Here is a 23,185-nt window from a genome sequence, read left to right on the forward strand (position 1 = left end):
ATCTCGATGAACATCACGCGGCACCCCGAGAACACCGTGAGCTGGATCGACCTCGGCACTCCCGATATGGGGACGACGACGGCGTTCTACACCGCGCTGTTCGGCTGGACCGTCGCCCAACCGGACCCCGACGGCTACCGGCTCTGTACGCTGCGCGGACATCTCGTCGCCGCCCTGGGGCCGGCCGAGGACGCAGGCGCACCCTACTGGACGACCAACGTCACCGTGTCGGACATCCAAGCCACCGCCACCCGCTTCACGAACCTGGGCGCCCAGATCATCGTGGCACCCACCGCAGTCGGGACCCTCGGCCACTACGCCGTCGCTCTCGACCCCGTCGGCGCACCACTGTCACTCTGGCAGCCCGGCACCCACACCGGCATGCAGCTGAACCACGAACCGGGCACCTTCGCCGGCATCAGCCTTCTCACCGAGCACTCCGCGCATGCCGCCGCCTTCTACCGACCAGCACTGCACTGGAACTCCAACCCTGAGCACACCGAGTTCCGGTTGCCGGACAACTCCATCGCCACCAACGGCAAGCCGCCAGGGAAACCAACAGTGCAGCGATCACTCTGGCTGGTCAGCTTCGCCAGCAACAGACCCGATGCCGACGCCAAGCAGGCCCGACAGCTCGGTGCGACCGAAGTTCGCCAGGACTCCAACGGAGACGTGGTCATGCGCGATCCCACCGGCGCTCTGTTCGGCCTTACCCAGCACGTCCGATAGTCCCGCTCCGCCCGAACGCGTTGCCCCGAGCAATCGCGCACCAAGTTGTTAGCAGCCTTCTTGCTCTCGGTAGTTCTCCGCAGGGGTGTCGGAAGCCTGTCGGCGGTGTCCGTGATCTGTCGGCGGTATGTCGGTGGAGGTTGCGACCTTGGGTGGGTTGGTGCTCCTCATGAGCACGCTGTCCCAGAGAGCCAGGAGCTTGTCATCGTGTCTTCCGCATCCCAGAGTCGACCGTGGGACGTTCACCGGCTGCCGTCTGCCCAGAGCAGGATCTTCCTGGTCACTGGGGGTAACGCCGGGATCGGCTACTTCGCCGCGGAGCAGCTCGCCGCCACCGGCGCCGTCGTCGTACTCGGCTGCCGGGACGCGACGAAGGCCGAGGCCGCCATGGCCTCGATCCGCTCGCGCGTCTCCGGCGCGCATGTGCGGCACCTTCAACTGGACCTCGCCGACCTGTCGTCCCTGAAGACCGCCGTGGACAGGCTGGACCTCGAGCGTCTCGACGCTGTGGTCTACAACGCAGGGGTCGCACTCGACGACCCGCCGCGTCGAGAGACCGAGGACGGCCACGAGCTGATGTTCGGCACCAACCACCTCGGGCACTTCGCGCTCACCCAGTGGCTGGCCCCCCTGCTGTCCGCGGCTCCGGCGGGTCGCATCGTGACGACGGGAAGCTTCGCTGCGCGGTCCGAGCGACTGGACCTGGGCGATCTGCAGTCGACCCAGGACTACCAGCCCAAGCGCACCTACGGCCGATCGAAGCTGGCGCAGATGTGCTTCGGCTTCGAACTCGATCGCCGCCTGCGCGCCGTCGGCAGCACGGTGCTCAGTGTGGTGGCCCACCCCGGCGGCGCACTGGACTCCCTCACTCCGTCCCGCCCACCGGTACACGTGACAACCCCCGGTGAGCGGCTGCGAGCCTTGCCCGCCGGGCTCTTGGTGCAGGGCAAGGACGCCGGAGCATGGCCCGTCGTCCGGGCCGTCCTCGACTCGCAGGTGCAGGGAGGGCAGCTGTGGGGGCCGAGGGTCTTCGGCCTGCGTGGCATACCACGGCGTGAGCCCGTCCCCTCTCACATGGCCGACCCGGCCGTCGCCGCTCGCCTGTGGGCCGCCAGCGGTGAGCTGGCCGGCACAGATCCGTACCTCGGCTTTCGGTAGGCCGGAGCCGCACCCAGAGCGGCCATCCGGTGGCCCAGTGCCGGTTGAGCCCGCGTCGTCCGGTGCCGCGCCTCGCAAGGCGGAAAGGCTCCCGATGACCGGACGTACTCGGGTGTCTCGACAACGCAGGGGGCACCTCCCAGCGGTAGCCGGGAGAGAGGTGCGGTGCCGGGGCGGCGCGGGTCGGGCGAAATCCGGAAGAGACGGCCTACTGGTCGGTCGAGTCCGAGGTCCTGGGCGCCGGCGGCCCAGGACCACCGGAGTCCGGAGGCCGGAATCCGTTCGTGTTCCTGACCGGCGTGTAGAAAATGATCAACATGACGACGACACGAGTGATCACGCAGCGGGCCATCGGCGGCTCCGACGTACTGGAACTCGCCGAGATCCCCCTTCCCTCGCCGGGGCCAGGTGAAGTCCTGGTCCGGGTACGGGCCACCGGCATGAACCCCGCGGACTGGAAGGTCCGCATCGGCAAGGTGGACTTCTTCGGGCCGCCGCCGTACGTACTCGGCCACGAGTTCAGCGGCACGGTCGAGGCCGTGGGCGAGGGGGCGACCCGCTTCGCGGTGGGGGAGGACGTGTACGGCTGGACCGTCCCGCCGCACGGCAGTCATGCCGACCACGTGGTGGTGACGGAGGACCGCATCGCACCGGGGCCTCGCACCCTGGACCACATCGGTGCCGCCGCGCTGCCGATCTCGGGCTTCACGGCCTACCAGGCCCTCGTCACCCTCGCCGACGTACAGCCGGGCCGGCGGGTCCTGATCCACGGCGCGGCCGGCGGCGTCGGCCACCTCGCCGTACAACTGGCCAAGGCCCGGGGCGCGTACGTCATCGGCACCGCCCGCGCCGCCAAGCACGACTACGTGCGCGGACTGGGCGCCGACGAGCTCGTCGACTACACGGTGGAGGACTTCTCCACCCTGCGCGACATCGACGCCGTGCTCGACACCATCAGCAACGACTACGGACCGCGCTCCCTGCCCACCCTCAAGCCGGGCGGCATCCTCGTCGACGTGGTCGGCGTGGGCGTCGACCGGACCGAGGTGACGGCGCGCGCCGCCGAACTCGGCGTACGGTTCGTCGAGTTCTTCCTCGAGCCCACCCCGCGGGTGCTGACCGCCTTCGCCGAGCTCGTCGACGCCCACGGGATACGCCCCACGATCGCCGAGACCCTCCCGCTGACGCAGGCCGCGAAGGCCCACGACCTCAGCGAGACGGGCCGGGTCCAGGGCAAGATCGTCCTCGTTCCCTAGGTCTGTGCGATGTCCCTGATGAAGACGAGTCCGTCGTACGTGGCCAGGTGGGACGGGTCCAGGGGTGCGTAGCCGTAGTACGGAGACACCCGGGCAGCGGGCTGTCGGGCGGTGAGGGTCGTGAACAGGCGAGGGGCGTCGATGAGGTGGGGGGTGGGTGGGAGGTCGTACAGGAGGCCTTCGAGGGTGGTGGGGGGTGGGGTGGTTACGCCGTGGTGGGGGATGGTGCCTATGGCTGTGGCCAGGAAGGCGTAGTCCTTGTTGAGGTGGGTTTCGGCCAGGGCGCCGGCGCTCCACCAGGACAGGTGGCGGCCTCCCATGCGCATGCTGCTCTCGGGGCGTTGGAGGTGGGCGTTGTGGGCGTGGGCGAGGGTGGGGGCGTGTTCGGTCAGGGCGAGGAGGTTGTCGGCCATCATGCGGGCGCGTAGGGCGAGGAGTCGGGACATGCGGCTCTCGGAGGGGTCGGCCATGGCCGCGTGGTAGCGGAGGAGGCCGGTGGCGGTGCGGGCGTGGAGGCGGGCTCGGTTCCACGCCTCCCTGGCCCCTTGCTCGGGTACCTGTGTGTCCAATAGGGCCGTCAAGTCGTCGGTCAGGAGGCGGAGTTCCTTCGCCTCGGGTGAGTGGCCGCATGACTCCGTCGGGTCCAGCATCGCCGCCGGGTCGGTCCAGCGGGTGTCCGGGCCGAGGAGGGCGTCCAGCCTGTCCGGGGTGGGGAGCAGTGCCGGGTCGGTCAGTGGGGCGAGGTAGGTGTGGAGTCCGGTCAGGGCCCGGCGGGGGCTTTCCGCTCCGGTGATTTCCAGGGGGCCGTCGAAGCCCGCGAAGTGGACGTGGTCCCGGGCGGGGCGGGTTTCGTTGTGGGCGCGCATCCAGCGTACGAGGTCGCGGTTGGCCGCCGATGCGCCGAAGCCGTGGGTGAAGCCGTGCTCCATGACCTCGTCGAGGGTGCCTGTGCCCGACGTGACGTAGTCGTCCACCAGTTGGGCCGCCAGGCAGTCGCTCTCGATCGCGATCGTCCGGTAGCCCTCGTGCTCGATCAGTTGCCGGAAGAGGTCGTTGCGGGCCTCGAGCAGGGTGTCCTCGCCGTGGGTGGGTTCGCCCAGGGCGAGGAGGCGCGGTCGGCGTCCGAGCAGCCTCATCACGGAGGCGGCGTCGACGGCATGGGCGGTGTCCTTGATGTCAGTCGCCATGCCTTCAACGCTATCGTTGAACATTCGGTTGAGACTTCGGGAAGAAATCGGCGAAGAAAACGGCGGGGGTATGGGGCAGAAGTTTCAAACCCGGGAGCGCCTTCGGCCTGTCGATCTGGCGCGTGCGCATGGGTTGTCGACCCAGGCCGTAAGGAACTACGAGGAGGACGGGATCCTTCCCGCCGCCGCGCGGACCGCGCACGGCTATCGCACCTACACCCCGCTGCACGCGGCGGCGTTGCGCGCGTTCCTCGCCCTGGTGCCGGGGCACGGGCATCGGACGGCCGCGGCGATCATGCGGGCCGTGAACGAGGGGGCGGAGGAGGAGGCGTTTCGGCTGATCGACGAGAGTCATGCCCAGCTTCTCGACGATCGGCGGACCCTGCGGGCCGTGGAGGGTGCGCTGCGGGATCTGGACTGGAGGGAGTCCATGGAGGTGTCCGGGGGTGGTGCGACCTTCATCGGGCCGCTGGCACGCGCGCTGCGGATCCGGCCCGCGACGCTACGGGCGTGGGAGCGGGCCGGGGTGGTGCGGCCGCGGCGTGATGGGCGGACCGGGTACCGGGTGTACGACAACGCCGACGTACGGGATGCCCGGCTGGCCCACCAGCTCAGGCGGGGCGGTTATCTGCTGGAGCAGATCGCGCCGTTGATCGCGCAGGTGCGGGCGGCCGGCGGGCTGGAGCCGCTGGAGTCCGCCCTGGGCGACTGGCACGGCCGGCTGGCCGATCGTGGGCGTGCGCTGCTGGGCGGGGCCGCCGAGTTGAACACCTACCTCCGCGAACGCGGCCCCGCGGGCGGATCAGCCCGCCAGTGAGGTCTTCACGGCCTCCACCAGGAACGCCGCCCGGGAGTCGGTCGGGTCCTCGCTGATGTGGTTCATGACGTAGCCGAAGGCGATGTCATGTTCTGGGTCGGCGAAGCCCAGGGAGCCGCCTCGGCCGGGGTGGCCGAAGGCCTGGGGGCCGGTGAGGGGGGCGGTGTCGGTGGGGAGCATGTAGCCGGAGGCGAAGCGCATCGGCAGCATGATGACGCGGTCCTGGCCGACGGACTGTTCCTTCGTCGCCGAGGCGACCGTCTCGGGGGTGAGCAGGCGTACGCCGTCGACCTCGCCGATCAGGGCCGCGTACATGCGGGCGAGGCCGTGGGCGGTGCAGATGCCGTTGGAGGCGGGGAGTTCCGCCGCCTGGACCTCCGGGGAGTTGAAGTCGATCTCCGGCGGGTCCGTGATGGCGAACGCCCTGTTGGCCAGGGAGTCCGGGTCCAGCATGGCGGCCACCGCGGCGCGGAACTCCTCCGGGACGGCCTCCAGGGGGACGGTGGAGAAGTCGACCGTCGGCTGTCGGTAGACGATGCGGCTCACCCGGGCACGCTCCGACTCCGGCAGGCCGATAAAGACGTCCAGGCCGAGGGGGGCCGCGATCTCGTCAGCAAAGAAGCGGCCCGGGGTGCGGCCGGACACCCTGCGGATCACCTCGCCGACCAGCCAGCCGTAGGTGCGGCCGTGGTAGCCGTGGGCGGTTCCCGGGGTCCAGGCGGGGCGTTGGGCCGCCAGGGCGGCGACCATCGGGTGCCAGGCCAGGGCGTCGGACAGGGGCACCGGCCGGTCCAGCGCCACCAGGCCGGCCCGGTGGGACAGGAGCCACCGCACCGGGATGTCGGCCTTGCCTTGCGCGGCGAACTCCGGCCAGTACTCGGCCACCGGCGCGTCCAGGTCCAGTTCGCCGCGCTGGGCGAGCAGGTGCGCGGCGGTCGCGGTCGCGCCCTTGGTCCCCGAGTAGACGAGTTGGAGGGTGTCCCGGGTCCAGGGGCGGCCGGTGTCCGTGTCCGATTCCGGGTCGGCGGTCCCGGCCCAGAGGTCCACCACCGGGCGGCCCCGGTGGTACACGCACACCGCCGCGCCGATGTCGCCGCGCTGGGCGAAGTTCGCCGCGAACGCCTCGCGCACCGGCTCGAACCCGGGCGCGACCTCACCCTCGATGCCCTTGAAGCCCTTGTTGCCGTCGCTGCCCTCGGTCGTCGTCATGCCGCCCATCCTGGCAGTGCGCTTCCTGCGCGAGCGCGGTTTCAGCCACCCGTCACCGGCCGGGCGGCAGCTCGTCCAGGGTCTTCGCCAGGTGGGCCAGGACGTGCGGCCAGCCCTCTCCCATGCCGTCCAGCGCCGCCCTGCCCAGCGGGGAGTCGAGGTCGAAGCCCTCGTGGGTGAGGAAGAGACGGGTGCCGGTGCCCTCCGGCTCCAGGCGCCAGGTGATCGTCGTATCGAGGCTGCCCTCGGCGAAGCTGTGGCGCAGCAGGCGTTCCGGGTCGGCGGCCAGGACCTCGCAGGGCTGTACGCCCCAGGGGCCCATGTCGAGGGTGAAGCGGTGGCCGACGACCGGGCGTACGTCACCGGCGGCCCACCAGCGGGCGTGCAGGTCCGGATCCGTGAGGGCCTTCCAGACGGTGGCCGGGGGGTGCGGGAGGAACTGGTCGCAGTGGATCACGGGGGGCTTGCTCATGACGGGGGGTCCTCTGTGGTGTTCTGCTCGTTCTGCCCGCTCTGCTCGTCCAGCACGTCGGCCAACGAGCTCATGCGGGTGCGCCAGTAGTGTTCGAACGGGTGCAGCCATGCGCCGACCTCGGCCAGCGGTGCCGGTTCCAGGTGGTAGAAGCGCTGGCGGCCGCGCGGTTCCTCGCGTACGAGGTGGGCGTGGCGCAGTACCTGGAGGTGCTCGGAGATGGCCGGGCGGCTCAGTGCGAAGCTGCCGGCTAGGTCGTTGACCGCGCGGGGGCCGTCCCTCAGGGCATCGAGGAGTTGGCGTCGTACGGGATTGGCGAGGGCGCCGAAGACGTCCGGGGGCATGACCCGACGATACGTCGGAGATTTCCGACGCGTCAATGACGGCCGGCGGGGGAGGCGGGGGTGGCCTCTCGACTGTGAGCCACGCCACGGGAACCGGCCGTGTGGCCCGGAGAGGTACATGTGTGAGGTCTGTGAGGTCTGGAAGGTCCAACGATGACGACGACGGCCGGCTGCGCGGGCGGGTGCGGGGCGGGGAACGTGAGGCGTTCGCCGAGCTGTACGAGCTGCACTCCACGGCCGTCTACCACCACGCCCTGCGGCTGACGGGCGACTGGTCGGCGGCCGAGGAGGTCATGTCCGAGACGTTTCTCGCCGCCTGGCGGGGGCGGGAGGACGTGGAGGCCGGAGGGGGGTCGCTGCGGCCCTGGCTGTTCGGGATCGCCACCAACAAGGCCCGCAACGCCGACCGCGGTCTGCGGCGGCGGCTCGCCTTCCTCGCCCGGCGGTCCACGGAGGAGGCGGTCGACGACTTCGCCGAGGACGTCGCGGGGCGGGTGGACGACACCCGGCGCCTCGCCGAGGTGCGGCGGGTGCTGGGGCGGCTGCGGCGGCACGAGCGCGAGGTCATCGCGCTGTGCGCGTGGGGCGGGCTCGACTACGCCCAGGCCGCGGAGGCGCTCGGGGTGCCCGTCGGGACCGTACGGTCGCGGCTGTCGCGGGCGCGGGCCCGGCTGCGGACCTTCGTGGAGGAGGAGGGACGTACGGCGCATACGTCTCGTACGGGATTTATGGAACCGCTCGCGCGTCGCGGAGAGGTAGAGAGTGAGGCCGCGTTCGTGGCCCTGCCCTTTCAGGAGGAAGCCCGATGAACGAGCACGACGAGCGCGAGGAACTGAGCCGGCTGCTGCCGGTCGCTCCCGTCGAGCGGGGGCTGCCTGCTGAGCGTCACTCTCACCACAAGGACGTACTGATGCAGCTCATCGACCGGGACGACGACCGCGATCGCCGCCCTCGCACCTCGCCGGTGCGGCTCCCCCGGCCCGCTCTTCTCGCCGGGGCCGTCGCCGTCGCGCTGGCCGCCGGGCTGACCTTCGGGATCGGCGCGGGCCGGGACGCGGGCACCACGCCCGACCGTGCCGCGGTGAGCGGCGCGCCCAGCGGCGGGAGTCACAGCGCGGTCGTCACGCTCGACCGGATCGCCGCCGTCGCGATGCGGACCGAGGTCGGGCCGGTGAAGGACAGTCAGTTCGTGTACGTACGCACCCGGGCCTCCGAGAACGAGGCCGACTGGGGGCAGCCGGTGAAGCCCGGCGCGCTGCACGACCGGGAGGTGTGGTTCTCGCAGGAGCAGGGGCCGTTGGTCGAGTACGGGCTCGGTCGGGAGAACGGGGACGACTACGCGATCCGGATCCTGGTGCCCAAGGGCTCGGACGGGGAACGCGCCGGGATCGACCGGCCCACCTACGCCTGGCTCGCCACGCTGCCGACCGATCCCGGCGCGCTGCTGAAGAAGCTGTACGCCGAGACGCCCGTCTCCGAGGGGGAGGACCGGGACCAGGCCGTGTTCTCGCGGATCGGTGAACTCGTCCAGGAGCAGATCCTGCCGTCCGCCACGGCCGCCGCGATCTACCAGGCCACCGCGCGGATTCCGGGGGTGACGGAGGTCGCCGACGCGGTGGACGCGGCGGGGCGGCACGGTATCGCCATCGCGCGGGAGGACGCCCGGATGGGCCTGCGCACCGAGTGGATCTTCGACCCCGACACCCTCGGATATCTCGGCGAGCGGTCCGTGCTCACCCGGACTTCCGCCATGGGCAAGGCGGGGACCGTGTTCGACACCCGCGCGGTGCTGGAGCGGGCGGTGGTCGACAAGCGGGGGCAGGAGCCGAGCGGGCGGCGGCGGGTCTCGCGGAGTTAGGGCGCGCCACGGGCTCGCGATTCGGGGGTCCGTCCTGGGATGAAGAGAGGCGTGGTTAGCCTCGTAGCCAGGAGAAGGGCCTTGCGGAGAAGGGCCTTGTGGAGGAGGCGGACATGGCTAGGGTTCCCAGCTCGGTGATCGCGGCCGGTGGGCTTGTCGGTGGGTACGGGGTGGCCCGGTGGACCAGGAAGCGGCAGCTCGGCGGGGTCGTGCTGGCCGTCGCCGGGGCGGCGGCCGCGCAGCAGTGGCGGGAGCGGGCCGGCGGGAAGGCCGCGGGGGCGTTGGGCGCCGCGTATGTCGCCGCCTTCGCCGGGTCGCATCCGCTGGCGAAGAAGGTGGGCGCCTGGCCGGCCGTCTTCGGTGTGGCGGGTGCCGTCGCGCTGGCCTCGTGGGCGGTGGCGGACCGGCGGGGCTGAGCCGGGGACCGGCTGGGCCGAGCCCCGATCCCCCTCACCTCAGGGGTTCCCCGGGAGGCCCTCAGGGGTTCCCCGGGAGGCCCTCAGGCCCCCTCCGTGCCCTCGTCCGGCACCCAGCGCAACACGTCGCCGGGCTGGCAGTCGAGGGTGCGGCAGATCGCGTCGAGGGTGGTGAAGCGGACCGCCTTGGCGCGGCCGTTCTTCAGGACGGCCACGTTGGCGGGGGTGATGCCGACGGCCTCGGCGAACTCGCCCACCGACAGACCGCGCCGGGCGAGCAGCAGGTCGAGGTCGACGACGATCGCCATCAGACGACCTCGGCGATCTCGGTCTGGAGGTCCGTCGCCTTGCGCAGCAGCCCGCGCATCACGACGACGAGCATCGCGAACGCCGCCCCGACCCCGACCGCCAGCCCCGCCGCCCCGAGCGCGCTGATGATCTGCATGTTGCCGTCGGGGGTCGGGATGTCGGCGAAGGCCAGGTGGCCGGTGGTGCCGAGCGCCAGCAGGGTGGCCGTGACGGCGGCGCCGATGATGACGTCGACCCAGCGGAAGGCCCGTGCCGTGAAGATCGCGTCGCGTTCGATCATGCCGAGCAGCATCCACATCGCGACGAGCACGACCTGGACGCACACGATCCCGAGGATCGCCACGGTGGCGTAGGGCAGGGCGAAGGGCTCGTACGGCGGGAACCGGTCCGCCTCGTCGGCCGCGGTGCCGGGGATGACGACGATCTGACCGAAGAGTCCGCCCAGGAAGGCGGCGATGATGCCGGCGCGCAGCGCGGCGACGAAGAGTCGATGCATGCATCGATTGTCGATCGACCCCTATCGAAAATCAATAGGTTTCTATCGGAACTCAATAGGCTGATTACGCGTCCGCCCCTGTCCGGAACGCCCTCCGGTACCCCTGCGGACTCGTCCCCACCACCCGGCGGAAGCGCTCCCGGAACGCCGTCGGGGAGCCGAAGCCCGCCTGGGCGGCGATGCGTTCGACCGGGTGGGCCGTGGTCTCCAGCAGGTGCTGCGCGCGCCGCACCCGCGCCCGGTGCAGCCACTGGAGCGGGGTCGTCCCGGTCTGCTCGCGGAAACGGCGGTTGAGGGTGCGGCTGCTCATGCCGGCCCGCTCCGCGATCTGATCCAGCGTCAAGTCCCGTTCGCAGTGGTTCTCCAGCCAGGACAGCAGCGGCTCCAGAGCGGCCCCGGCGGGCGCCGGCGGCAGGTCGTGGACGATGAACTGGGCCTGGCCGCCCTCCCGTTCGAGCGGCATGACGGACAGGCGGGCCGTGTGCGCGGCGACCGCCGAGCCGTAGTCCTTGCGGATCATGTGCAGACACATGTCCAGGGCCGCCGCCGCGCCCGCCGAGGTGAGGACCCGGCCGTTGTCGACGTACAGGACGTTCGGGTCGACGGTGACCTTCGGATACCTGGCCGCCAGGTCCGGCGCGGCGATCCAGTGCGTCGTCGCGCGCAGACCGTCCAGCAGACCGGTCGCGGCGAGGAGGAACGCGCCCACGCAGATCGACGCGATGCGCGTGCCGTGCGCCGCCGCCTCGCGCAGCGCCTCCGCCACGCCCGGCGGCAGCGTCTCCGGGGGCTGCGCGACCCCCGGCAGCACGATCGTGTCCGCCTCCGCCAGCGCCTCCAGGCCGTACGGCGCGCGCACGGTGAACGCCCCCGCCCGCACCTCCCCGCCCGGCTCGGGCGAGCAGACCCGCACCCGGTAGGCCTCGCGGCCGTCGGGCAGCCGGGCCCAGCCGAAGGTGTCGATCGGGGCGGACAGGTCGAAGGGGATGACCCCGTCCAGTGCGAGTACGGCCACGGTGTGCATGGCGAGAGTGTAGGGATACGACGGGTTCCCGCCGCCCATCGCCTCGGCGGCCCGGCCATGGCCTCGGCGGCCCGGCCATCGCCTCGGCAGCCCCGGTCGCACGCGATCGCCGGGTGGCGAGAATCCGTCGCTCCCTGGCAGTCCCGCCACTTCTCCGGGATCACCCGCGCCGCCTAGCGTCGGGGCGTGACCAAGTTCCTGCTCGCCGTCCACGTCCTCGCCGCGATATGCGCCGTCGGTCCCGTCACCGTCGCCGCCAGCATGTTCCCGCCCGCCGCCCGCCGCTTCCTCGCGGCACCCGACGACGAACGCGCGGGCGCGACCGTACGGCTGCTGCATCGCATCTGCCAGGTGTACGCCGCCGTCGGCATCGCCGTCCCCGTGTTCGGGTTCGCCACGGCGGGCGCGATGGGGGTGATGGGCGACAGCTGGCTGATCGCGTCGACCGTGCTGACCGTGCTGGCCGCCGGGGTGCTGCTCGTCCTCGTGCTGCCCCGGCAGGAGGTCCTCGTCGAGGGCCGGGGCGGCCGGGAGACCACCGTGCGGCTCGCCATGTTCACCGGGATCTTCAACCTGCTGTGGGCGACGGTGACGGTTCTGATGATCGTACGGCCGGGGTCGACCACCGGGGCGTAGAGACGTCGGCGACCGACCGCGGGGGCAGTTTTCGTTATCCCGTGGGGCGCAGTCCGTCTCCTCGGGCATGCACCTGACTCGACCTCTGCAGATCAGCCGCCGCAGCATGCTGAAGGCCGCCGGGGCGGCGGCCGGGGCCGGCGCCCTCGGTGTCACCGCCGCCCCCACGGCGAGCGCCGCGGGCTACGCCCACCCCGGGCTGCTGCACACCCGCGCCGACCTGGACCGGATGGCCGCCAAGGTGAAGGCCGGCGCCGCGCCCTACACCGCCGGATACGCCAAGCTGACCGCCAACGGGCGTTCGCACAGCAGCTGGACGCCGCGTCCGCAGCAGACCGTGTACCGGGGAGCGGGCTCGCCCCAGAACTACGCGCTGCTCTACAAGGACCTGGCCGCCGCCTACCAGAACGGTCTGCGCTACCACGTCGGCGGCGACACCGCCCACGCCGACACCGCCGTCGCCATCCTCAACGCCTGGTCCGGGACGCTCACCTCGCTCGCGGGCTCCGCCGACCGGTTCCTGGCCGCCGGGCTGTACGGCTACCAGGCCGCCAACGCCGCCGAACTCGTCCGGGACCGGCCGGACTTCGAACTCGAACGCTTCCAGAAGATGCTGACGACCGTGTTCTCGCCGCTCAGCGAGAGCTTCCTGGTCCAGCACAACGGCGCGGTCCTCACCAACTACTGGCCCAACTGGGACCTCACCGCCATGGCCTGCGTCCTCGCGACCGGGATCTTCTGCGACGACAGCGCGAAGGTCGAGCAGGCCGTGGAGTACTTCAAGCACGGCACCGGGCTGGGCTCCGTGAGGAACGCCATCCCCGTCGTCCACGAGGACGGCCTCGCCGAATGGCTGGAGGCCGGCCGCGACCAGGGGCACACGCTGCTCGGGGTGGGGCTGATGGGGACCGTGTGCGAGATGGCGTGGAACCAGGGCATCGATCTGTACGGCTACGACGACAACCGCTTCTTCAAGGGCGCGCAGTACGTGGCCAAGTGGGCCATGGGCGGGAAGGCGACGTACACCGCCAACACGCGTCGCAAGGGCGCGGTGAACGGGTGGTCCGGGAGCGAGACCGCGTCCGCCGCGGCCGGGGTGGACCCGGCGATGACCCGGCCCGTCTGGGCGATGATCGCCAACCACTACACCAAGCGGCGGGGGCTGTCGGCGCCCTACCTCACGCAGATCGCGGCCAAGGCGGCGCCCGAGGGCGGGGGCGGGGACTACGGGGACGCCAGCGGGGGGTACGACCAGCTGGGGTTCGGGACGCTGGCGTTCACCCGGGACAGGGCGAGCGGCGCTTCCGGCGGGGCATCCGGCGGGGCTTCGAGCAGCCCCACAGCGTCTGCCTCTGCGTCTGCGCCCGCGTCCGCCTCGACGTCTCCCTCTGCTTCCGCCTCCGGCTCCAGTGGGAAGAGCGCGCAGGGCAAAAGCGGTGACCTCGCCGCCACGGGGTCCGGCGATGTCGTCGCCTGGACCGCGGCCACGGGTCTCACGGCGCTCGCGGGAGGTTTGCTTCTGCTGCGCCGTCGGGATCGGGTGCGGCGCGGAACCGAGTAGTCCCCCTGCCCGGGCCTACGCCCCCAGCGCCCGGGCCACCGTGTAGATCAGCAGGCCCGCCAGGGAGCCCACCACCGTGCCGTTGATACGGATGAACTGCAGGTCGCGGCCGATGTTGGCCTCGATCTTGCGGGTCGTGTGCTCCGGGTCCCAGCCCGCCACCGTGTCGGTGATCAGGGAGGTGATCTCCTTCCGGTACGTCGTCACGACGTGCACCGCCACGCCCTCGACCCAGCCGTCGACCTTCGCCTGCACCTTCGGCTCGGTCGCCATCCGCGCGCCCAGCGTGAGCAGCGAGGCCCGCACCCGCAGCCGCAGTTCGCTGCGCTCGTCCTCCGCCGCCGCGACGATCATGGAGCGTACGGCGGTCCAGGCGGACGCGATCAGGTCCTGGACCTCGCCCCTGCCCAGCACCTCGCCCTTGAGCCGCTCCACCCGCGCCCGGGTGTCCGTGTCGGACTGCAGGTCGGAGGCGAAGTCGGTGAGGAAGGTGTCCAGGGCGCCCCGGGCCGGGTGGGAGGGCATGTCGCGGATCTCGGCGCAGAAACGCAGCAGCTCCTTGTAGACGCGCTCGCCGATCCGCTTGTCGACGAAGCGGGGCGTCCAGCCGGGGGCGCCGCCCTCCACCGCGTCCATCACCGAGTCGCCGTGCAGCGTCAGCCAGTCGTAGGCCCGCGCGACCACCAGGTCCACCGCCCGCCGGTGCCCGCCGTCCGCGACGATCTTCTCGAGCATCTTGCCCATGCCGGGCGCGATCTCCTGGGCGTCCGCGCGCCGGGTGATCGCCTCGCCGACCACCGCCTGGACGTCCGTGTCGCGCAGCACGGTCAGGGCGCCCCGCAGGGCCGTCGCCAGCTCGGCCGTGACCCGGTCCGCGTGCTCCGGCTCAGCCAGCCAGGAACCGAGCCGGGTGCCGATGCCGACGACCCGCAGCCGCTGCCGTACGACGTCCTCGGAGAGGAAGTTCTCCCCGACGAACTCACCCAGCGAGACACCCAGCTGGTCCTTCTTGTTCGGGATGATCGCCGTGTGCGGGATGGGCAGGCCCAGGGGATGGCGGAAGAGGGCGGTGACCGCGAACCAGTCGGCCAGCGCACCCACCATGCCGGCCTCGGCCGCCGCCGCCACATACCCCGCCCAGGGGCCGGCGCCCCGGTGGGACGCCCACTCCGCGAGCCCGTAGACCACGGCGACGAACAGCAGCAGCCCGGCGGCGGTCAGTTTCATCCGCCGTACGCCGCGCTGCTTCTCCTCGTCGGCGGCGCTGAAGACGGTCATCGCGCGCGCCGGGGACTTCCCGGTCGGTACCGCATCCGTACGATCCATCAACTCCACCCGTTCCCCGATCCCCCGTGTCCCGCACGCAAATATTGTCCCTGCTTGACCGACTCCCGGAACGGAACAAGAGTTCCCGACGTCATTCGTACGGGGGAGCTCGACGGTGAACTCCTGCGCTGTCCGCCGGGGCCCCACGGCTCCCGCACCGAGGAGAACCACACCGTATGACCAGGCAAAAGGGCTACGCGTTGCTGTGCGCGGTCGTCGCACTCGTCGTGGCCCTGTCCGCCGGCATCTACGCCGGGGCGGCCGACGCCGCGGCACGCCGCGGCGGGGCCGGGTCCGTCACCCCCGCCTCGGCCGGGGTGTGGGTCGGCACCTGGGGCGCCTCCCCCGTCGGCGGCGAACCGGGCACCGCGGCCGACGGCATGGCGGGGCGCACGGTCCGCAACATCGTGCACACCAGCGTCGGCGGCACGAGCGCCCGCGTCACCCTGTCCAACCTGTACGGCACCCGCCCGCTGACCGTCACCCACGCCACCCTCGCGGTCGCGGCGGGCGCGGACGGCCCGGCCGTGGCCCCCGGCACCCTGCGCCGGCTCACCTTCGGCGGCTCCGGCACGGTCACCGTCCCGCCCGGCGGCCAGACCGTCAGCGACCCCGTCCCCGTCGCCGTCCCGTCCGACGCCGACGTCGTCGTCAGCACCTACGCCCCCACCTCCGCCGGCCCGGTCACCTACCATCCGCACGCCCGGCAGACCAGCTATGTCGCCGACGGCGAGCACACCGGGGACGAGACCGGCGCCGCCTACACCGGCACCACCGACCGCTGGCGCTACCTCACCGCGCTCGACGTCCTCGGCACCGAGGCCGACGGCACCGTCGTCGCCCTCGGCGACTCCATCACCGACGGGGTCACCGCCACCGCCGGCGCCGACCGCCGCTGGCCGGACGTCCTCGCCGACCGACTGCGCGCCGCCGCCCGCTCCGGCGCCGACGCGCCCCACCACGGCGTCGTCAACGAGGGCATCAGCGGCAACCGGGTCCTCGCCGACGACCCCCGCCGGGGCGCCGCCGGCCTCAACCGCTTCGCACGGGACGTCCTCGGCCGTCCGAACGTCAAGGTCGTCGTCATCGACCTCGGCGTAAACGACATCCTCCGCGACCCGGGGCGCGCCGACCCCGACGCGATCGTGGCCGGTCTGCGCACCCTCACCGAGCGCGCCCACGCCCACGGCATCGAGGTCGTCGGCAGCACCCTCACCCCGTTCCACGGGCACCGCGGCTACACACGGGCCCGTGAGGACGTACGGCAGCGGATCAACGAGGTGATCCGTGCGGGCGGGGTGTACGACACGGTCGTCGACTTCGACAAGGCGCTGCGGGATCCGTACGACCCGCGCAGTCTGCGGCCGGAGTACGACTCGGGGGACCATCTCCATCCGAGCGACCTGGGCTACCGCGTGATGGCGCAGACGCTGGACCTGGGGGACCTTCGGGGCTCGGCGGCGTAGGCGCTCGGGGGTGGGGCCAGGCGCCGCCCGCCGAAGGGTGCCGCTGCGCCCTGCGCTCAGAGCTCCTTCCGTGCTGCCCGGCGCTCCAGCTTTGCCTGTTTGCGGGCCGCTCGGCTCAGTTTGCGTTCCACGCCCACGCCGCCCCAGAACGCGAAGCCGCTCACGATCACCCGGGGCGCGCCCGGCTCCCCCGGCACCCCCGTCTCCCGCTGGTCGAAGCCGCCCATGATCCCGATGCCCCGGACCACGACCTCCACCCCGGGCGGCACCACGATCTGGATGCCGCCCATGATCGCGACGCAGTTGATCTCGACCTCGCCGGCCGCGAAGTCCGCCTCGCGCAGATCGATCTCCCCGCCGCCCCAGAACGCCACCGCGGTGAACCGGCGGGGCACGATCCAGCGCCCCTTGCGCTGGAACCCCGACAGCAGCGCCACGGCCCAGGTCGACGAACCCTCGCCGCCCGCGATCCGCCCGGCCCAACTGCCCTCCGGCACCGGTTCCTTGCGCAGGGAGACGGCGGGCGCGACCCCGGCGGCCGGCAGATCGCGGGTGATCGGCGTCAACTCGCCGTACGTCCGCGCCCGGTACGTCTGTTCCAGCCGCTCCTCGAACTCCGCCATGTCGAGCCGCCCCTCGGCCAGGGCGTCCCGCAGGACCTCGGCGACCCGTTCACGGTCGGCGTCGGATGCTCTCAGGTCCGGGACTGCGGCGTCGTCGGTCATGACAGCAGCCTACGAGCTCTGCGCGCCCGGCACTACGGTCTCCCGTTCGACGTACATGCGCGCGATGACGGCCTCGATGTCGGGCTCGCGCACCGACAGGTCCAGCAGCGGGTACTCCGCCGCGATCCTGGCGACCAGCGGCGCCGCCGACGCCGACGCCGGGAACGCCAGCCACTGCCGGGGCCCCTCCACCTTCACCACCCGCGCGCCGACCACCTCGATCGGCGGCACCTCCCGCTCCAGGTCCACCACCAGGGTCCGCTCGCTCTCCCCCGCCTCGTGCAGCCCGGCGAGCGCACCGTCGTAGACCAGGCGCCCGTGGTCGATGACCATGACCCGGGAGCACAGCTGCTCGATGTCCTGGAGGTCATGGGTGGTGAGCAGAACCGTCGTGCCGCGCTCGGCGTTCAGCTCGCGCAGGAACTCCCGCACCCGCGCCTTGGAGACGACGTCGAGGCCGATCGTCGGCTCGTCCAGGTAGAGCACCTCGGGGTCGTGCAGCAGGGCCGCCGCGATGTCGCCGCGCATCCGCTGACCGAGCGAGAGCTGGCGTACCGGGACGTCCAACAGGGCTTCCAGGTCGAGGAGTTCGACGAGGCGGTCGAGGTTGTCGCGGTAACGGGCGTCCGGGATGCGGTACATGCGGTGCATCAGCCGGTAGGAGTCGATGAGCGGGAGGTCCCACCAGAGCGTCGTCCGCTGGCCGAACACCACCCCGATGCGGTGTGCGAGCCGGGTCCGCTCCCGGGACGGATCGATGCCCGCCACCCGCAGCCGGCCGCCGCTCGGCACCAGGATGCCGGTCAGCATCTTGATCGTCGTCGACTTCCCCGCGCCGTTCGGCCCGATGTAGCCGACCATCTCGCCGCGCGCCACGGTGAACGAGATCGCGTCGACCGCCCGCACCCGCCGCACCTCCCGCTTCAGGAAGCCGGTCTTCTTGCGCACGTCGAAGACCTTCTCGACGCGGTCCAGTTCGATGAAAGCGTCCACCGTCGGCTCTCGTTCCACCGTCACCTCCGGATCAACTCCCCGTACTCCGATACGACCTGAGCCCCGCCCGCCACGCCAGCCCGGCCAGGACCCAGCAGACCACCGCCACCAGCGGTGGGGCGAACGCCGCCCACTGCGGCAGCCCCAGCGGATACGGACGGTCCAGCACATAGGCGGCGGGCACCCAGTTGACGAAGGCCAGCGGGAACATGAACGTCACCCCGCGCACCAGCTCCTTGCCGAACACCGTCGGCGGATACTGCAGCAGGGTCTGACCGCCGTACGTGAACGCGCTCTGCACCTCCGAGGCGTCCTGCGCGACGAACTGGAAGGACGCTCCCGCCACGAACACCGCGGAGAAGATCACCCCGCCGCACACCACCGTCAGCGGCAGCAGCACCGCCTTCGCCGCCGTCCAGTGGACGTCGAGGGCGAGCAGGGCGTACCCGAGCACGACGGCCCCCTGGGTGATCCGGCCCAGCCGGCGCAGCGCGAACCGGTCCGCGGCGACCTGCGCCAGCACCGGCGCCGGCCGCACCAGCAGTGTGTCCAGCGTGCCGTCACGCACGCGCGTGCCCAGCCGGCCCGCCGACCCCATCACCAGGTCCGCGATCCCGAAGGACGTCGCCGACAGCCCGTACAACAGGGCGACCTCGGGCAGTTCATAACCGCCGATGCTGTCCACCCGGGAGAACATCAGCAAGATCGCGACAAAGTCCAGCCCGGTCACCACCGCCCCGCCGAGCGCCGTCATCACGAACGACACGCGGTAGGCCATCGTGGAACGGATCCACATCCCGGCGATCATCCGATAGGTCCGCAGCCCCTCCAGGACCCGGCCGCGCCCGACGGGCGGGATCGGGTCGCGCGCGGCGAACCGAAGATCCTCAGCCACCCTGCACCACCACCCGCCGCGTCGCCGCCGACTGCATCAGCCGGCCCGCCGCCAGCAGCGCCACCGCCCACGCCGCCTGGAAGGCGAACACCGGCAGCGGATCCGCCTCCCCCATCAGCACATCGGCGGGCATCTGCAGCTGCGCCGCCCACGGCAGCACCCGCACCGCCTCGCCGAGCGCCCCCGGGAACGCGTTCAGCGGCAGCGTCATCCCCGAACAGAAGATCCCCGTGACCATCAGCACCTGCAACGCGCCGGTGCCGTCCATCAGCCAGAAGCCGCTCAGCGCCACCAGGAAGCGGATCCCGAAACTGACGATCATCGCGAGCACCAGCGTGACCAGAAAGGCCAGCCAGGTCCCCGGATCACCCGGAAGCGCGGTGGGGAAGCACAACACCCCGAACATGAAAGGGATCACACCGCGCCCCAGCAACTGGAACACCGCCCGCCCCAGGTCGTTCGCCAGCGACCACGCCTGCAGATCCGCCGGACGGTAGAGGTCGATCGCGATGTCACCCGTACGGATGCGCTCCATGAGATCGATCTCGAAGCCGCCGCCCTGGATCGCCAGCGTCGCGTACAACGCCTGCCCCAGCCACACGAACGTCACCGCCTGGGCCTGGTCATAGCCCCCGAGGTGCGGCCGCTCGTCCCACAACGCCAGGTATGTGTAGACGAGGATCAGGCCGAAAACCGTGTTGGTGAACACCCCCGCGGCAGTGGCCGCCCGATAGGTCGCGTACCTTCTGAAACCCCCCGCTGCGACGGCCGCGTACAACCGCGCCGAACCCACGGCAACCTTCCTCCTCGCCCGTTCGTCCACCTCTACGACACCGAAGCGCAGGAGCCTAGCCCGCAGGCACAGCGACGTGCCACGCGTTTTCCGGCACAACTCGTGCCGATTGCCGGGAACGGAACGCTTGGTGCGAGAGTCTCTAACAGGGGGCGCAAATGGCGTATGAGGCGTACGGGAACGTACGACGCGAAACAGGAGTCCGAGCAGCACATGAGCGACGAGCCGCAGCCGCAGCAGCCGACCGAGGGCTGGGCACCGAGTGAGGAACCGGGGGAGGCCAAGATGCCCAAGCGCCCCAAGCGCACCGGTTGGCGGCGGCTGATCCCCACCTGGCGGATGGTGCTCGCCACCTTCGTCCTGGGCGTGCTCCTCCTGGTCGGCCTGTTCTACCTCGGCTACTCCACGGTCAAGATCCCCCCGGCCAACGCGCTCGCCACCAAGCAGTCCAACGTCTACCTGTACGCGGACGGCACCGAGATCGCCCGCGACGGCGAGATCAACCGGGAGAACGTCGACCTCTCCCAGATCTCGAAGGACGCCCAGCACGCGATCCTCGCCGCCGAGGACCGCGACTTCTACACCGAGTCCGCGATCGACCCCAAGGCCATGCTGCGGGCCGGCTGGAACACCGCCACGGGCAAGGGCAAGCAGTCCGGTTCCACGATCACCCAGCAGTACGTCAAGAACTACTACCTCGCGCAGGAGCAGACCGTCACCCGCAAGGTGAAGGAGTTCTTCATCGCGATCAAGCTGGACCGCGAGAAGTCCAAGGACGAGATCCTCGAGGGCTACCTCAACACCAGCTACTTCGGCCGCAACGCGTACGGCATCGAGGCCGCCGCCAAGGCCTACTACGGCATCGACGCCGCCGGACTGACCGCCGAACAGGGCGCCTACCTCGCCGCGCTGGTCAACGCGCCCAGCGAGTACGACGTGATCGCCCACCCCGAGAACAAGAAGGCCGCCGAGGCCCGCTGGAACTACGTCCTCGACGGCATGGTCACCAAGGGCTGGCTCGACGAGTCCAAGCGCGAGGGCATGAAGTTCCCCACGCCGAAGGAGACCTCGGGCGCCGCCACCGGCATGTCCGGACAGCGCGGCTACCTCGTCAACGCCATCAAGGACTATCTGCTCGACAACAAGATCGTCACCTCGGACCAGCTCGACGCCGGCGGCTACCGGATCACCACCACCATCCAGAAGAAGAAGCAGAACGCCTTCGTCGACGCCGTCAACGACAAGCTGATGGACAAGCTCGACAAGAAGAACCGCAAGGTCGACACCTACGTCCGCGCGGGCGGCGCCGCCGTCGACCCCAAGACCGGCAAGATCCTCGCGATGTACGGCGGCATCGACTACGTCAAGCAGTACACCAACAACGCCACCCGCCAGGACTTCCAGGTCGGCTCCACCTTCAAGCCGTTCGTGTTCACCTCCGCCGTCGAGAACGACTCCACCACCCAGGACGGCCGCACCATCACCCCGAACACGGTCTACGACGGCACCAACAGGCGCCCCGTGCAGGGCTGGAACGGCGGCAGCTACGCCCCCGAGAACGAGGACTACGTCAACTACGGCAACATCACCGTGCGCCAGGCCACCGACAAGTCGGTGAACTCCGTGTACGCGCAGATGGCCGTCGACGTCGGCCCCGCCAAGGTCAAGCAGACCGCGATCGACCTGGGCCTGCCCACCGACACCCCCGACCTCCAGCCGTACCCGTCCATCGCGCTGGGCACCGCCACCGCGAGCGTCCTCGACATGGCCGAGGCGTACGCCACGCTCGCCAACCACGGCAAGCACGGCACGTACACGATCATCGAGAAGCTCACCAAGGACGGCAAGACGGTCGAGCTGCCCCGGCGCAAGACCACCCAGGCCGTCAGCCGCGAGGCCGCCGACACCACCACCTCCGTCCTGCGGAGCGTCGTCAACCAGGGCACCGCCACCGCCGCCCTCGCCGCCGGCCGCCCCGCCGCCGGCAAGACCGGCACCGCGGAGGAGGACCAGGCCGCCTGGTTCGCCGGGTACACCCCCGACCTCGCCACCGTCGTCGCCGTGATGGGCCAGGACCCCGAGACCGCCGCCCACAAGTCCCTCAAGGGCGCGATGGGCCTCGCCCGCATCAACGGCGGCGGCGCGCCCACCGAGATCTGGGCGCAGTTCACCAAGGAGGCCCTGAAGGGCACCACGGCCCACGACTTCGACCTCGACGTCCAGGCCGGCTCCGCGGACACCGGCCTCCCCGTCACCCCGTCCTCCCCGGCCGCCTCCCCCGGCGGCGACGAGGCCGACACCGGCGGCCAGGGCGACCAGGGCCAGACGCAGGGCCAGACCCAGGGGCAGACCGACGGCGGTACGACGGACGGCGGCTCCGCCACCTCCGGCACGGACAGCTCCGGCGGCACCACCGACGCCGGCACCACCACCGGCACCGCCGACGGCGGCACCGGCGACGCGGGCACCACGACCGGCACCGGAGACGCGGGCACCACCACGGGCACGGGCGACGCGGGCACCACCACCGGCACCGGCGACACCGGCACCCCCGGCAGCTCCCAGGGCACGACGACGGGGACGGGGACGCAGCTCACGACCCGCAGAGAGATCGACTAGGAGACAGCTGACCTAGTGGCCGCCGGTCGCCTTGAGGCCGATCACGGCGACCAGCAGCAGGGCCACGAAGAAGATCCGGGCGGCGGTGACGGGCTCCCCCAGCACCGCCATCCCGAGCACCGCCGCACCGGCCGCACCGATCCCCACCCAGACGCCGTAGGCGGTACCGATGGGCAGGGAACGGGCGGCGTACGACAGCAGCAGCATGCTGGCGGCGATCCCGGCGCCGGTGAGCACACTGGGCACGAGCCGGGTGAAACCGTCGGTGTACTTCATACCGATCGACCAGCCGACCTCGAGCAGACCGGCGACGACGAGCAGGACCCAGGCCATGGGGCACCTCCGAGACGCGAGCGTTCTGTCTTCACAGGTGCGTCGTCTTTGCGTACTCACGTACATCCCGGTACGGCGCGTCTCGTCGGGCACTTTCAAAACTAGCAAAGGAACGGCAAAAGGGGCTGGTGACGATGGTCACCAGCCCCTTTCGGCCACTGATTCAGAGGTAGCCGGTCAGAGGTACAGGCCGGTCGTGTCCTCCGAGCCCTCGAACCGGTCCGCGGCCACCGCGTGCAGGTCGCGCTCGCGCATCAGCACATAGGCCACGCCGCGCACCTCCACCTCGGCCCGGTCCTCCGGGTCGTACAGGACCCGGTCGCCCGGCTCCACGGTCCGTACGTTCTGCCCCACCGCGACGACCTCCGCCCACGCCAGACGCCTGCCCACGGCCGCCGTCGCGGGGATCAGGATCCCGCCGCCGGAACGCCGCTCGCCCTCGCTGGTGTCCTGCCGTACGAGGACCCGGTCGTGGAGCATCCGGATGGGAAGCTTGTCGTGCTGGGGACCGCTGTGGTCGCTTCTTTTACCGCTCACGCCTCGAACCTACCTGCCTTCGCCGT

Annotated in this window: 24 protein-coding genes and 1 pseudogene; 11 read left to right on the top strand and 14 right to left on the bottom strand. The window is 71.3% G+C overall.

All coding sequences use genetic code 11. The annotated features are described in order from the left end of the window. Window positions 1–6 precede the first annotated feature (6 nt). The 3 genes from ABZ464_RS36635 to ABZ464_RS36645 all read left to right on the top strand — a co-directional run bounded on the left by ABZ464_RS36635 (window position 7) and on the right by ABZ464_RS36645 (window position 3,143). The gene (locus ABZ464_RS36635; protein ID WP_359284697.1) at window positions 7–729 is read left to right on the top strand and encodes a VOC family protein; all 723 of its coding nucleotides are present in this window, start codon (window positions 7–9) and stop codon (window positions 727–729) included. 207 nt (window positions 730–936) lie between these two features. Next, window positions 937–1,887, top strand: a complete 951-nt coding sequence (locus tag ABZ464_RS36640; protein ID WP_359284699.1) for an SDR family NAD(P)-dependent oxidoreductase — start codon at window positions 937–939, stop codon at window positions 1,885–1,887. Between the two features lie 317 nt (window positions 1,888–2,204). Further along, the gene (locus ABZ464_RS36645) at window positions 2,205–3,143 is read left to right on the top strand and encodes an NADP-dependent oxidoreductase (RefSeq protein ID WP_359284702.1); all 939 of its coding nucleotides are present in this window, start codon (window positions 2,205–2,207) and stop codon (window positions 3,141–3,143) included. Here the strand turns inward: ABZ464_RS36645 and ABZ464_RS36650 are convergent. Continuing rightward, window positions 3,140–4,330 carry an erythromycin esterase family protein gene (locus tag ABZ464_RS36650; protein WP_359284704.1) on the bottom strand — a complete coding sequence of 397 codons (1,191 nt, stop codon included), beginning with the start codon at window positions 4,328–4,330 and terminating at the stop codon, window positions 3,140–3,142. The two genes, ABZ464_RS36645 and ABZ464_RS36650, sit on opposite strands and share 4 nt — an antisense overlap. Window positions 4,331–4,400: 70 nt before the next feature. Here ABZ464_RS36650 and ABZ464_RS36655 point away from each other — a divergent pair, with 70 nt between their 5' ends. Then, window positions 4,401–5,147: a TioE family transcriptional regulator gene (locus tag ABZ464_RS36655; RefSeq protein ID WP_359284707.1), complete on the top strand. Its 747-nt coding sequence runs from the start codon at window positions 4,401–4,403 to the stop codon at window positions 5,145–5,147. Here ABZ464_RS36655 and ABZ464_RS36660 read toward each other — a convergent pair. Genes ABZ464_RS36660 through ABZ464_RS36670 form a run of 3 tightly spaced genes read right to left on the bottom strand, consistent with a single transcriptional unit; the run spans window position 5,133 to window position 7,172 of the window. Further along, a complete protein-coding gene (locus ABZ464_RS36660) occupies window positions 5,133–6,356 on the bottom strand; it encodes a serine hydrolase domain-containing protein (protein ID WP_359284708.1) in 1,224 nt (407 codons plus the stop codon). The genes ABZ464_RS36655 and ABZ464_RS36660 overlap by 15 nt on opposite strands. A 52-nt stretch (window positions 6,357–6,408) precedes the next feature. Beyond that, a complete protein-coding gene (locus ABZ464_RS36665) occupies window positions 6,409–6,828 on the bottom strand; it encodes an SRPBCC domain-containing protein (RefSeq protein WP_359284710.1) in 420 nt (139 codons plus the stop codon). Further along, window positions 6,825–7,172 carry a metalloregulator ArsR/SmtB family transcription factor gene (locus ABZ464_RS36670; protein ID WP_359284712.1) on the bottom strand — a complete coding sequence of 116 codons (348 nt, stop codon included), beginning with the start codon at window positions 7,170–7,172 and terminating at the stop codon, window positions 6,825–6,827. Before ABZ464_RS36670 ends, ABZ464_RS36665 begins: the two co-directional genes overlap by 4 nt. Before the next feature lie 170 nt (window positions 7,173–7,342). Between ABZ464_RS36670 and ABZ464_RS36675 the strand changes: the two genes are divergently transcribed. From ABZ464_RS36675 to ABZ464_RS36685, 3 genes are all read left to right on the top strand, one after another. Continuing rightward, the gene (locus tag ABZ464_RS36675; RefSeq protein ID WP_359284808.1) at window positions 7,343–7,981 is read left to right on the top strand and encodes an RNA polymerase sigma factor; all 639 of its coding nucleotides are present in this window, start codon (window positions 7,343–7,345) and stop codon (window positions 7,979–7,981) included. After that, window positions 7,978–9,030: a CU044_5270 family protein gene (locus tag ABZ464_RS36680; protein ID WP_359284715.1), complete on the top strand. Its 1,053-nt coding sequence runs from the start codon at window positions 7,978–7,980 to the stop codon at window positions 9,028–9,030. The genes ABZ464_RS36675 and ABZ464_RS36680 overlap by 4 nt, the downstream gene beginning before the upstream one ends. Window positions 9,031–9,143: 113 nt before the next feature. Continuing rightward, window positions 9,144–9,446: a hypothetical protein gene (locus tag ABZ464_RS36685; RefSeq protein ID WP_359284718.1), complete on the top strand. Its 303-nt coding sequence runs from the start codon at window positions 9,144–9,146 to the stop codon at window positions 9,444–9,446. Between the two features lie 83 nt (window positions 9,447–9,529). On the opposite strand, the gene ABZ464_RS36690 is transcribed toward ABZ464_RS36685, so the two are convergent. The 3 genes from ABZ464_RS36690 to ABZ464_RS36700 all read right to left on the bottom strand — a co-directional run bounded on the left by ABZ464_RS36690 (window position 9,530) and on the right by ABZ464_RS36700 (window position 11,275). Then, a complete protein-coding gene (locus tag ABZ464_RS36690) occupies window positions 9,530–9,754 on the bottom strand; it encodes a helix-turn-helix transcriptional regulator (protein WP_359284721.1) in 225 nt (74 codons plus the stop codon). Further along, the gene (locus tag ABZ464_RS36695; protein WP_359284723.1) at window positions 9,754–10,251 is read right to left on the bottom strand and encodes a DUF2975 domain-containing protein; all 498 of its coding nucleotides are present in this window, start codon (window positions 10,249–10,251) and stop codon (window positions 9,754–9,756) included. Before ABZ464_RS36695 ends, ABZ464_RS36690 begins: the two co-directional genes overlap by 1 nt. 64 nt (window positions 10,252–10,315) lie before the next feature. Beyond that, window positions 10,316–11,275 (bottom strand): helix-turn-helix domain-containing protein, encoded by a 960-nt coding sequence (locus ABZ464_RS36700; protein ID WP_359284726.1) that lies wholly within the window; start codon window positions 11,273–11,275, stop codon window positions 10,316–10,318. Between the two features lie 186 nt (window positions 11,276–11,461). Between ABZ464_RS36700 and ABZ464_RS36705 the strand changes: the two genes are divergently transcribed. Beyond that, entirely contained in the window at window positions 11,462–11,911 is a 450-nt protein-coding gene (locus ABZ464_RS36705; RefSeq protein WP_359284728.1) for a hypothetical protein, read from the top strand. Window positions 11,912–11,978: 67 nt separating this feature from the next. Further along, complete coding sequence (locus ABZ464_RS36710) at window positions 11,979–13,472, top strand: alginate lyase family protein (RefSeq protein ID WP_359284731.1); 1,494 nt, start codon at window positions 11,979–11,981, stop codon at window positions 13,470–13,472. Between the two features lie 15 nt (window positions 13,473–13,487). Here ABZ464_RS36710 and ABZ464_RS36715 read toward each other — a convergent pair whose 3' ends face one another. Then, window positions 13,488–14,798 carry a DUF445 domain-containing protein gene (locus ABZ464_RS36715; protein WP_359284733.1) on the bottom strand — a complete coding sequence of 437 codons (1,311 nt, stop codon included), beginning with the start codon at window positions 14,796–14,798 and terminating at the stop codon, window positions 13,488–13,490. 176 nt (window positions 14,799–14,974) lie between these two features. Here ABZ464_RS36715 and ABZ464_RS36720 point away from each other — a divergent pair, with 176 nt between their 5' ends. Further along, on the top strand, window positions 14,975–16,264 hold the full coding sequence (locus ABZ464_RS36720) for an SGNH/GDSL hydrolase family protein (protein ID WP_359284735.1): 1,290 nt from the start codon (window positions 14,975–14,977) through the stop codon (window positions 16,262–16,264). Window positions 16,265–16,341: 77 nt separating this feature from the next. On the opposite strand, the pseudogene ABZ464_RS36725 reads toward ABZ464_RS36720, so the two are convergent. The 4 genes and pseudogenes from ABZ464_RS36725 to ABZ464_RS36740 all read right to left on the bottom strand — a co-directional run. Further along, a pseudogene (locus tag ABZ464_RS36725) lies at window positions 16,342–16,989 on the bottom strand (DUF1707 domain-containing protein); the annotation flags it as partial. Between the two features lie 9 nt (window positions 16,990–16,998). Further along, window positions 16,999–18,000, bottom strand: a complete 1,002-nt coding sequence (locus ABZ464_RS36730) for an ATP-binding cassette domain-containing protein (protein WP_359284811.1) — start codon at window positions 17,998–18,000, stop codon at window positions 16,999–17,001. A gap of 13 nt (window positions 18,001–18,013) precedes the next feature. After that, the gene (locus ABZ464_RS36735) at window positions 18,014–18,790 is read right to left on the bottom strand and encodes an ABC transporter permease (protein ID WP_359284814.1); all 777 of its coding nucleotides are present in this window, start codon (window positions 18,788–18,790) and stop codon (window positions 18,014–18,016) included. Window positions 18,791–18,869: 79 nt separating this feature from the next. Continuing rightward, window positions 18,870–19,670 (bottom strand): ABC-2 family transporter protein, encoded by an 801-nt coding sequence (locus ABZ464_RS36740; protein ID WP_359284738.1) that lies wholly within the window; start codon window positions 19,668–19,670, stop codon window positions 18,870–18,872. A gap of 213 nt (window positions 19,671–19,883) precedes the next feature. Between ABZ464_RS36740 and ABZ464_RS36745 the strand changes: the two genes are divergently transcribed. Then, window positions 19,884–22,289 carry a transglycosylase domain-containing protein gene (locus ABZ464_RS36745; RefSeq protein WP_359284741.1) on the top strand — a complete coding sequence of 802 codons (2,406 nt, stop codon included), beginning with the start codon at window positions 19,884–19,886 and terminating at the stop codon, window positions 22,287–22,289. A 12-nt stretch (window positions 22,290–22,301) separates the two neighbouring features. On the opposite strand, the gene ABZ464_RS36750 is transcribed toward ABZ464_RS36745, so the two are convergent. After that, window positions 22,302–22,622, bottom strand: coding sequence for an SMR family transporter (locus ABZ464_RS36750; protein WP_359284742.1), 321 nt, complete (start codon window positions 22,620–22,622; stop codon window positions 22,302–22,304). Between the two features lie 177 nt (window positions 22,623–22,799). Further along, window positions 22,800–23,159 carry a co-chaperone GroES gene (locus ABZ464_RS36755; protein ID WP_359284745.1) on the bottom strand — a complete coding sequence of 120 codons (360 nt, stop codon included), beginning with the start codon at window positions 23,157–23,159 and terminating at the stop codon, window positions 22,800–22,802. Between the last annotated feature and the right edge of the window lie 26 nt (window positions 23,160–23,185).

It is taken from the genome of Streptomyces sp. NPDC005820 (assembly GCF_040630255.1).
Taxonomy (GTDB): Bacteria; Actinomycetota; Actinomycetes; order Streptomycetales; family Streptomycetaceae; genus Streptomyces.

Coding starts and splice junctions, on each gene's coding strand:
- ABZ464_RS36700 (WP_359284726.1), bottom strand. CDS start 11,275: ATGCACACCGTGGCCGTACTCGCACTGGACGGGGTCATCCCCTTCGAC.
- ABZ464_RS36735 (WP_359284814.1), bottom strand. CDS start 18,790: ATGATCGCCGGGATGTGGATCCGTTCCACGATGGCCTACCGCGTGTCG.
- ABZ464_RS36665 (WP_359284710.1), bottom strand. CDS start 6,828: ATGAGCAAGCCCCCCGTGATCCACTGCGACCAGTTCCTCCCGCACCCC.
- ABZ464_RS36645 (WP_359284702.1), top strand. CDS start 2,205: ATGACGACGACACGAGTGATCACGCAGCGGGCCATCGGCGGCTCCGAC.
- ABZ464_RS36660 (WP_359284708.1), bottom strand. CDS start 6,356: ATGACGACGACCGAGGGCAGCGACGGCAACAAGGGCTTCAAGGGCATC.
- ABZ464_RS36715 (WP_359284733.1), bottom strand. CDS start 14,798: ATGGATCGTACGGATGCGGTACCGACCGGGAAGTCCCCGGCGCGCGCG.
- ABZ464_RS36690 (WP_359284721.1), bottom strand. CDS start 9,754: ATGGCGATCGTCGTCGACCTCGACCTGCTGCTCGCCCGGCGCGGTCTG.
- ABZ464_RS36655 (WP_359284707.1), top strand. CDS start 4,401: ATGGGGCAGAAGTTTCAAACCCGGGAGCGCCTTCGGCCTGTCGATCTG.
- ABZ464_RS36695 (WP_359284723.1), bottom strand. CDS start 10,251: ATGCATCGACTCTTCGTCGCCGCGCTGCGCGCCGGCATCATCGCCGCC.
- ABZ464_RS36680 (WP_359284715.1), top strand. CDS start 7,978: ATGAACGAGCACGACGAGCGCGAGGAACTGAGCCGGCTGCTGCCGGTC.
- ABZ464_RS36750 (WP_359284742.1), bottom strand. CDS start 22,622: ATGGCCTGGGTCCTGCTCGTCGTCGCCGGTCTGCTCGAGGTCGGCTGG.
- ABZ464_RS36635 (WP_359284697.1), top strand. CDS start 7: ATGAACATCACGCGGCACCCCGAGAACACCGTGAGCTGGATCGACCTC.
- ABZ464_RS36670 (WP_359284712.1), bottom strand. CDS start 7,172: ATGCCCCCGGACGTCTTCGGCGCCCTCGCCAATCCCGTACGACGCCAA.
- ABZ464_RS36745 (WP_359284741.1), top strand. CDS start 19,884: ATGAGCGACGAGCCGCAGCCGCAGCAGCCGACCGAGGGCTGGGCACCG.
- ABZ464_RS36710 (WP_359284731.1), top strand. CDS start 11,979: ATGCACCTGACTCGACCTCTGCAGATCAGCCGCCGCAGCATGCTGAAG.
- ABZ464_RS36650 (WP_359284704.1), bottom strand. CDS start 4,330: ATGGCGACTGACATCAAGGACACCGCCCATGCCGTCGACGCCGCCTCC.
- ABZ464_RS36685 (WP_359284718.1), top strand. CDS start 9,144: ATGGCTAGGGTTCCCAGCTCGGTGATCGCGGCCGGTGGGCTTGTCGGT.
- ABZ464_RS36720 (WP_359284735.1), top strand. CDS start 14,975: ATGACCAGGCAAAAGGGCTACGCGTTGCTGTGCGCGGTCGTCGCACTC.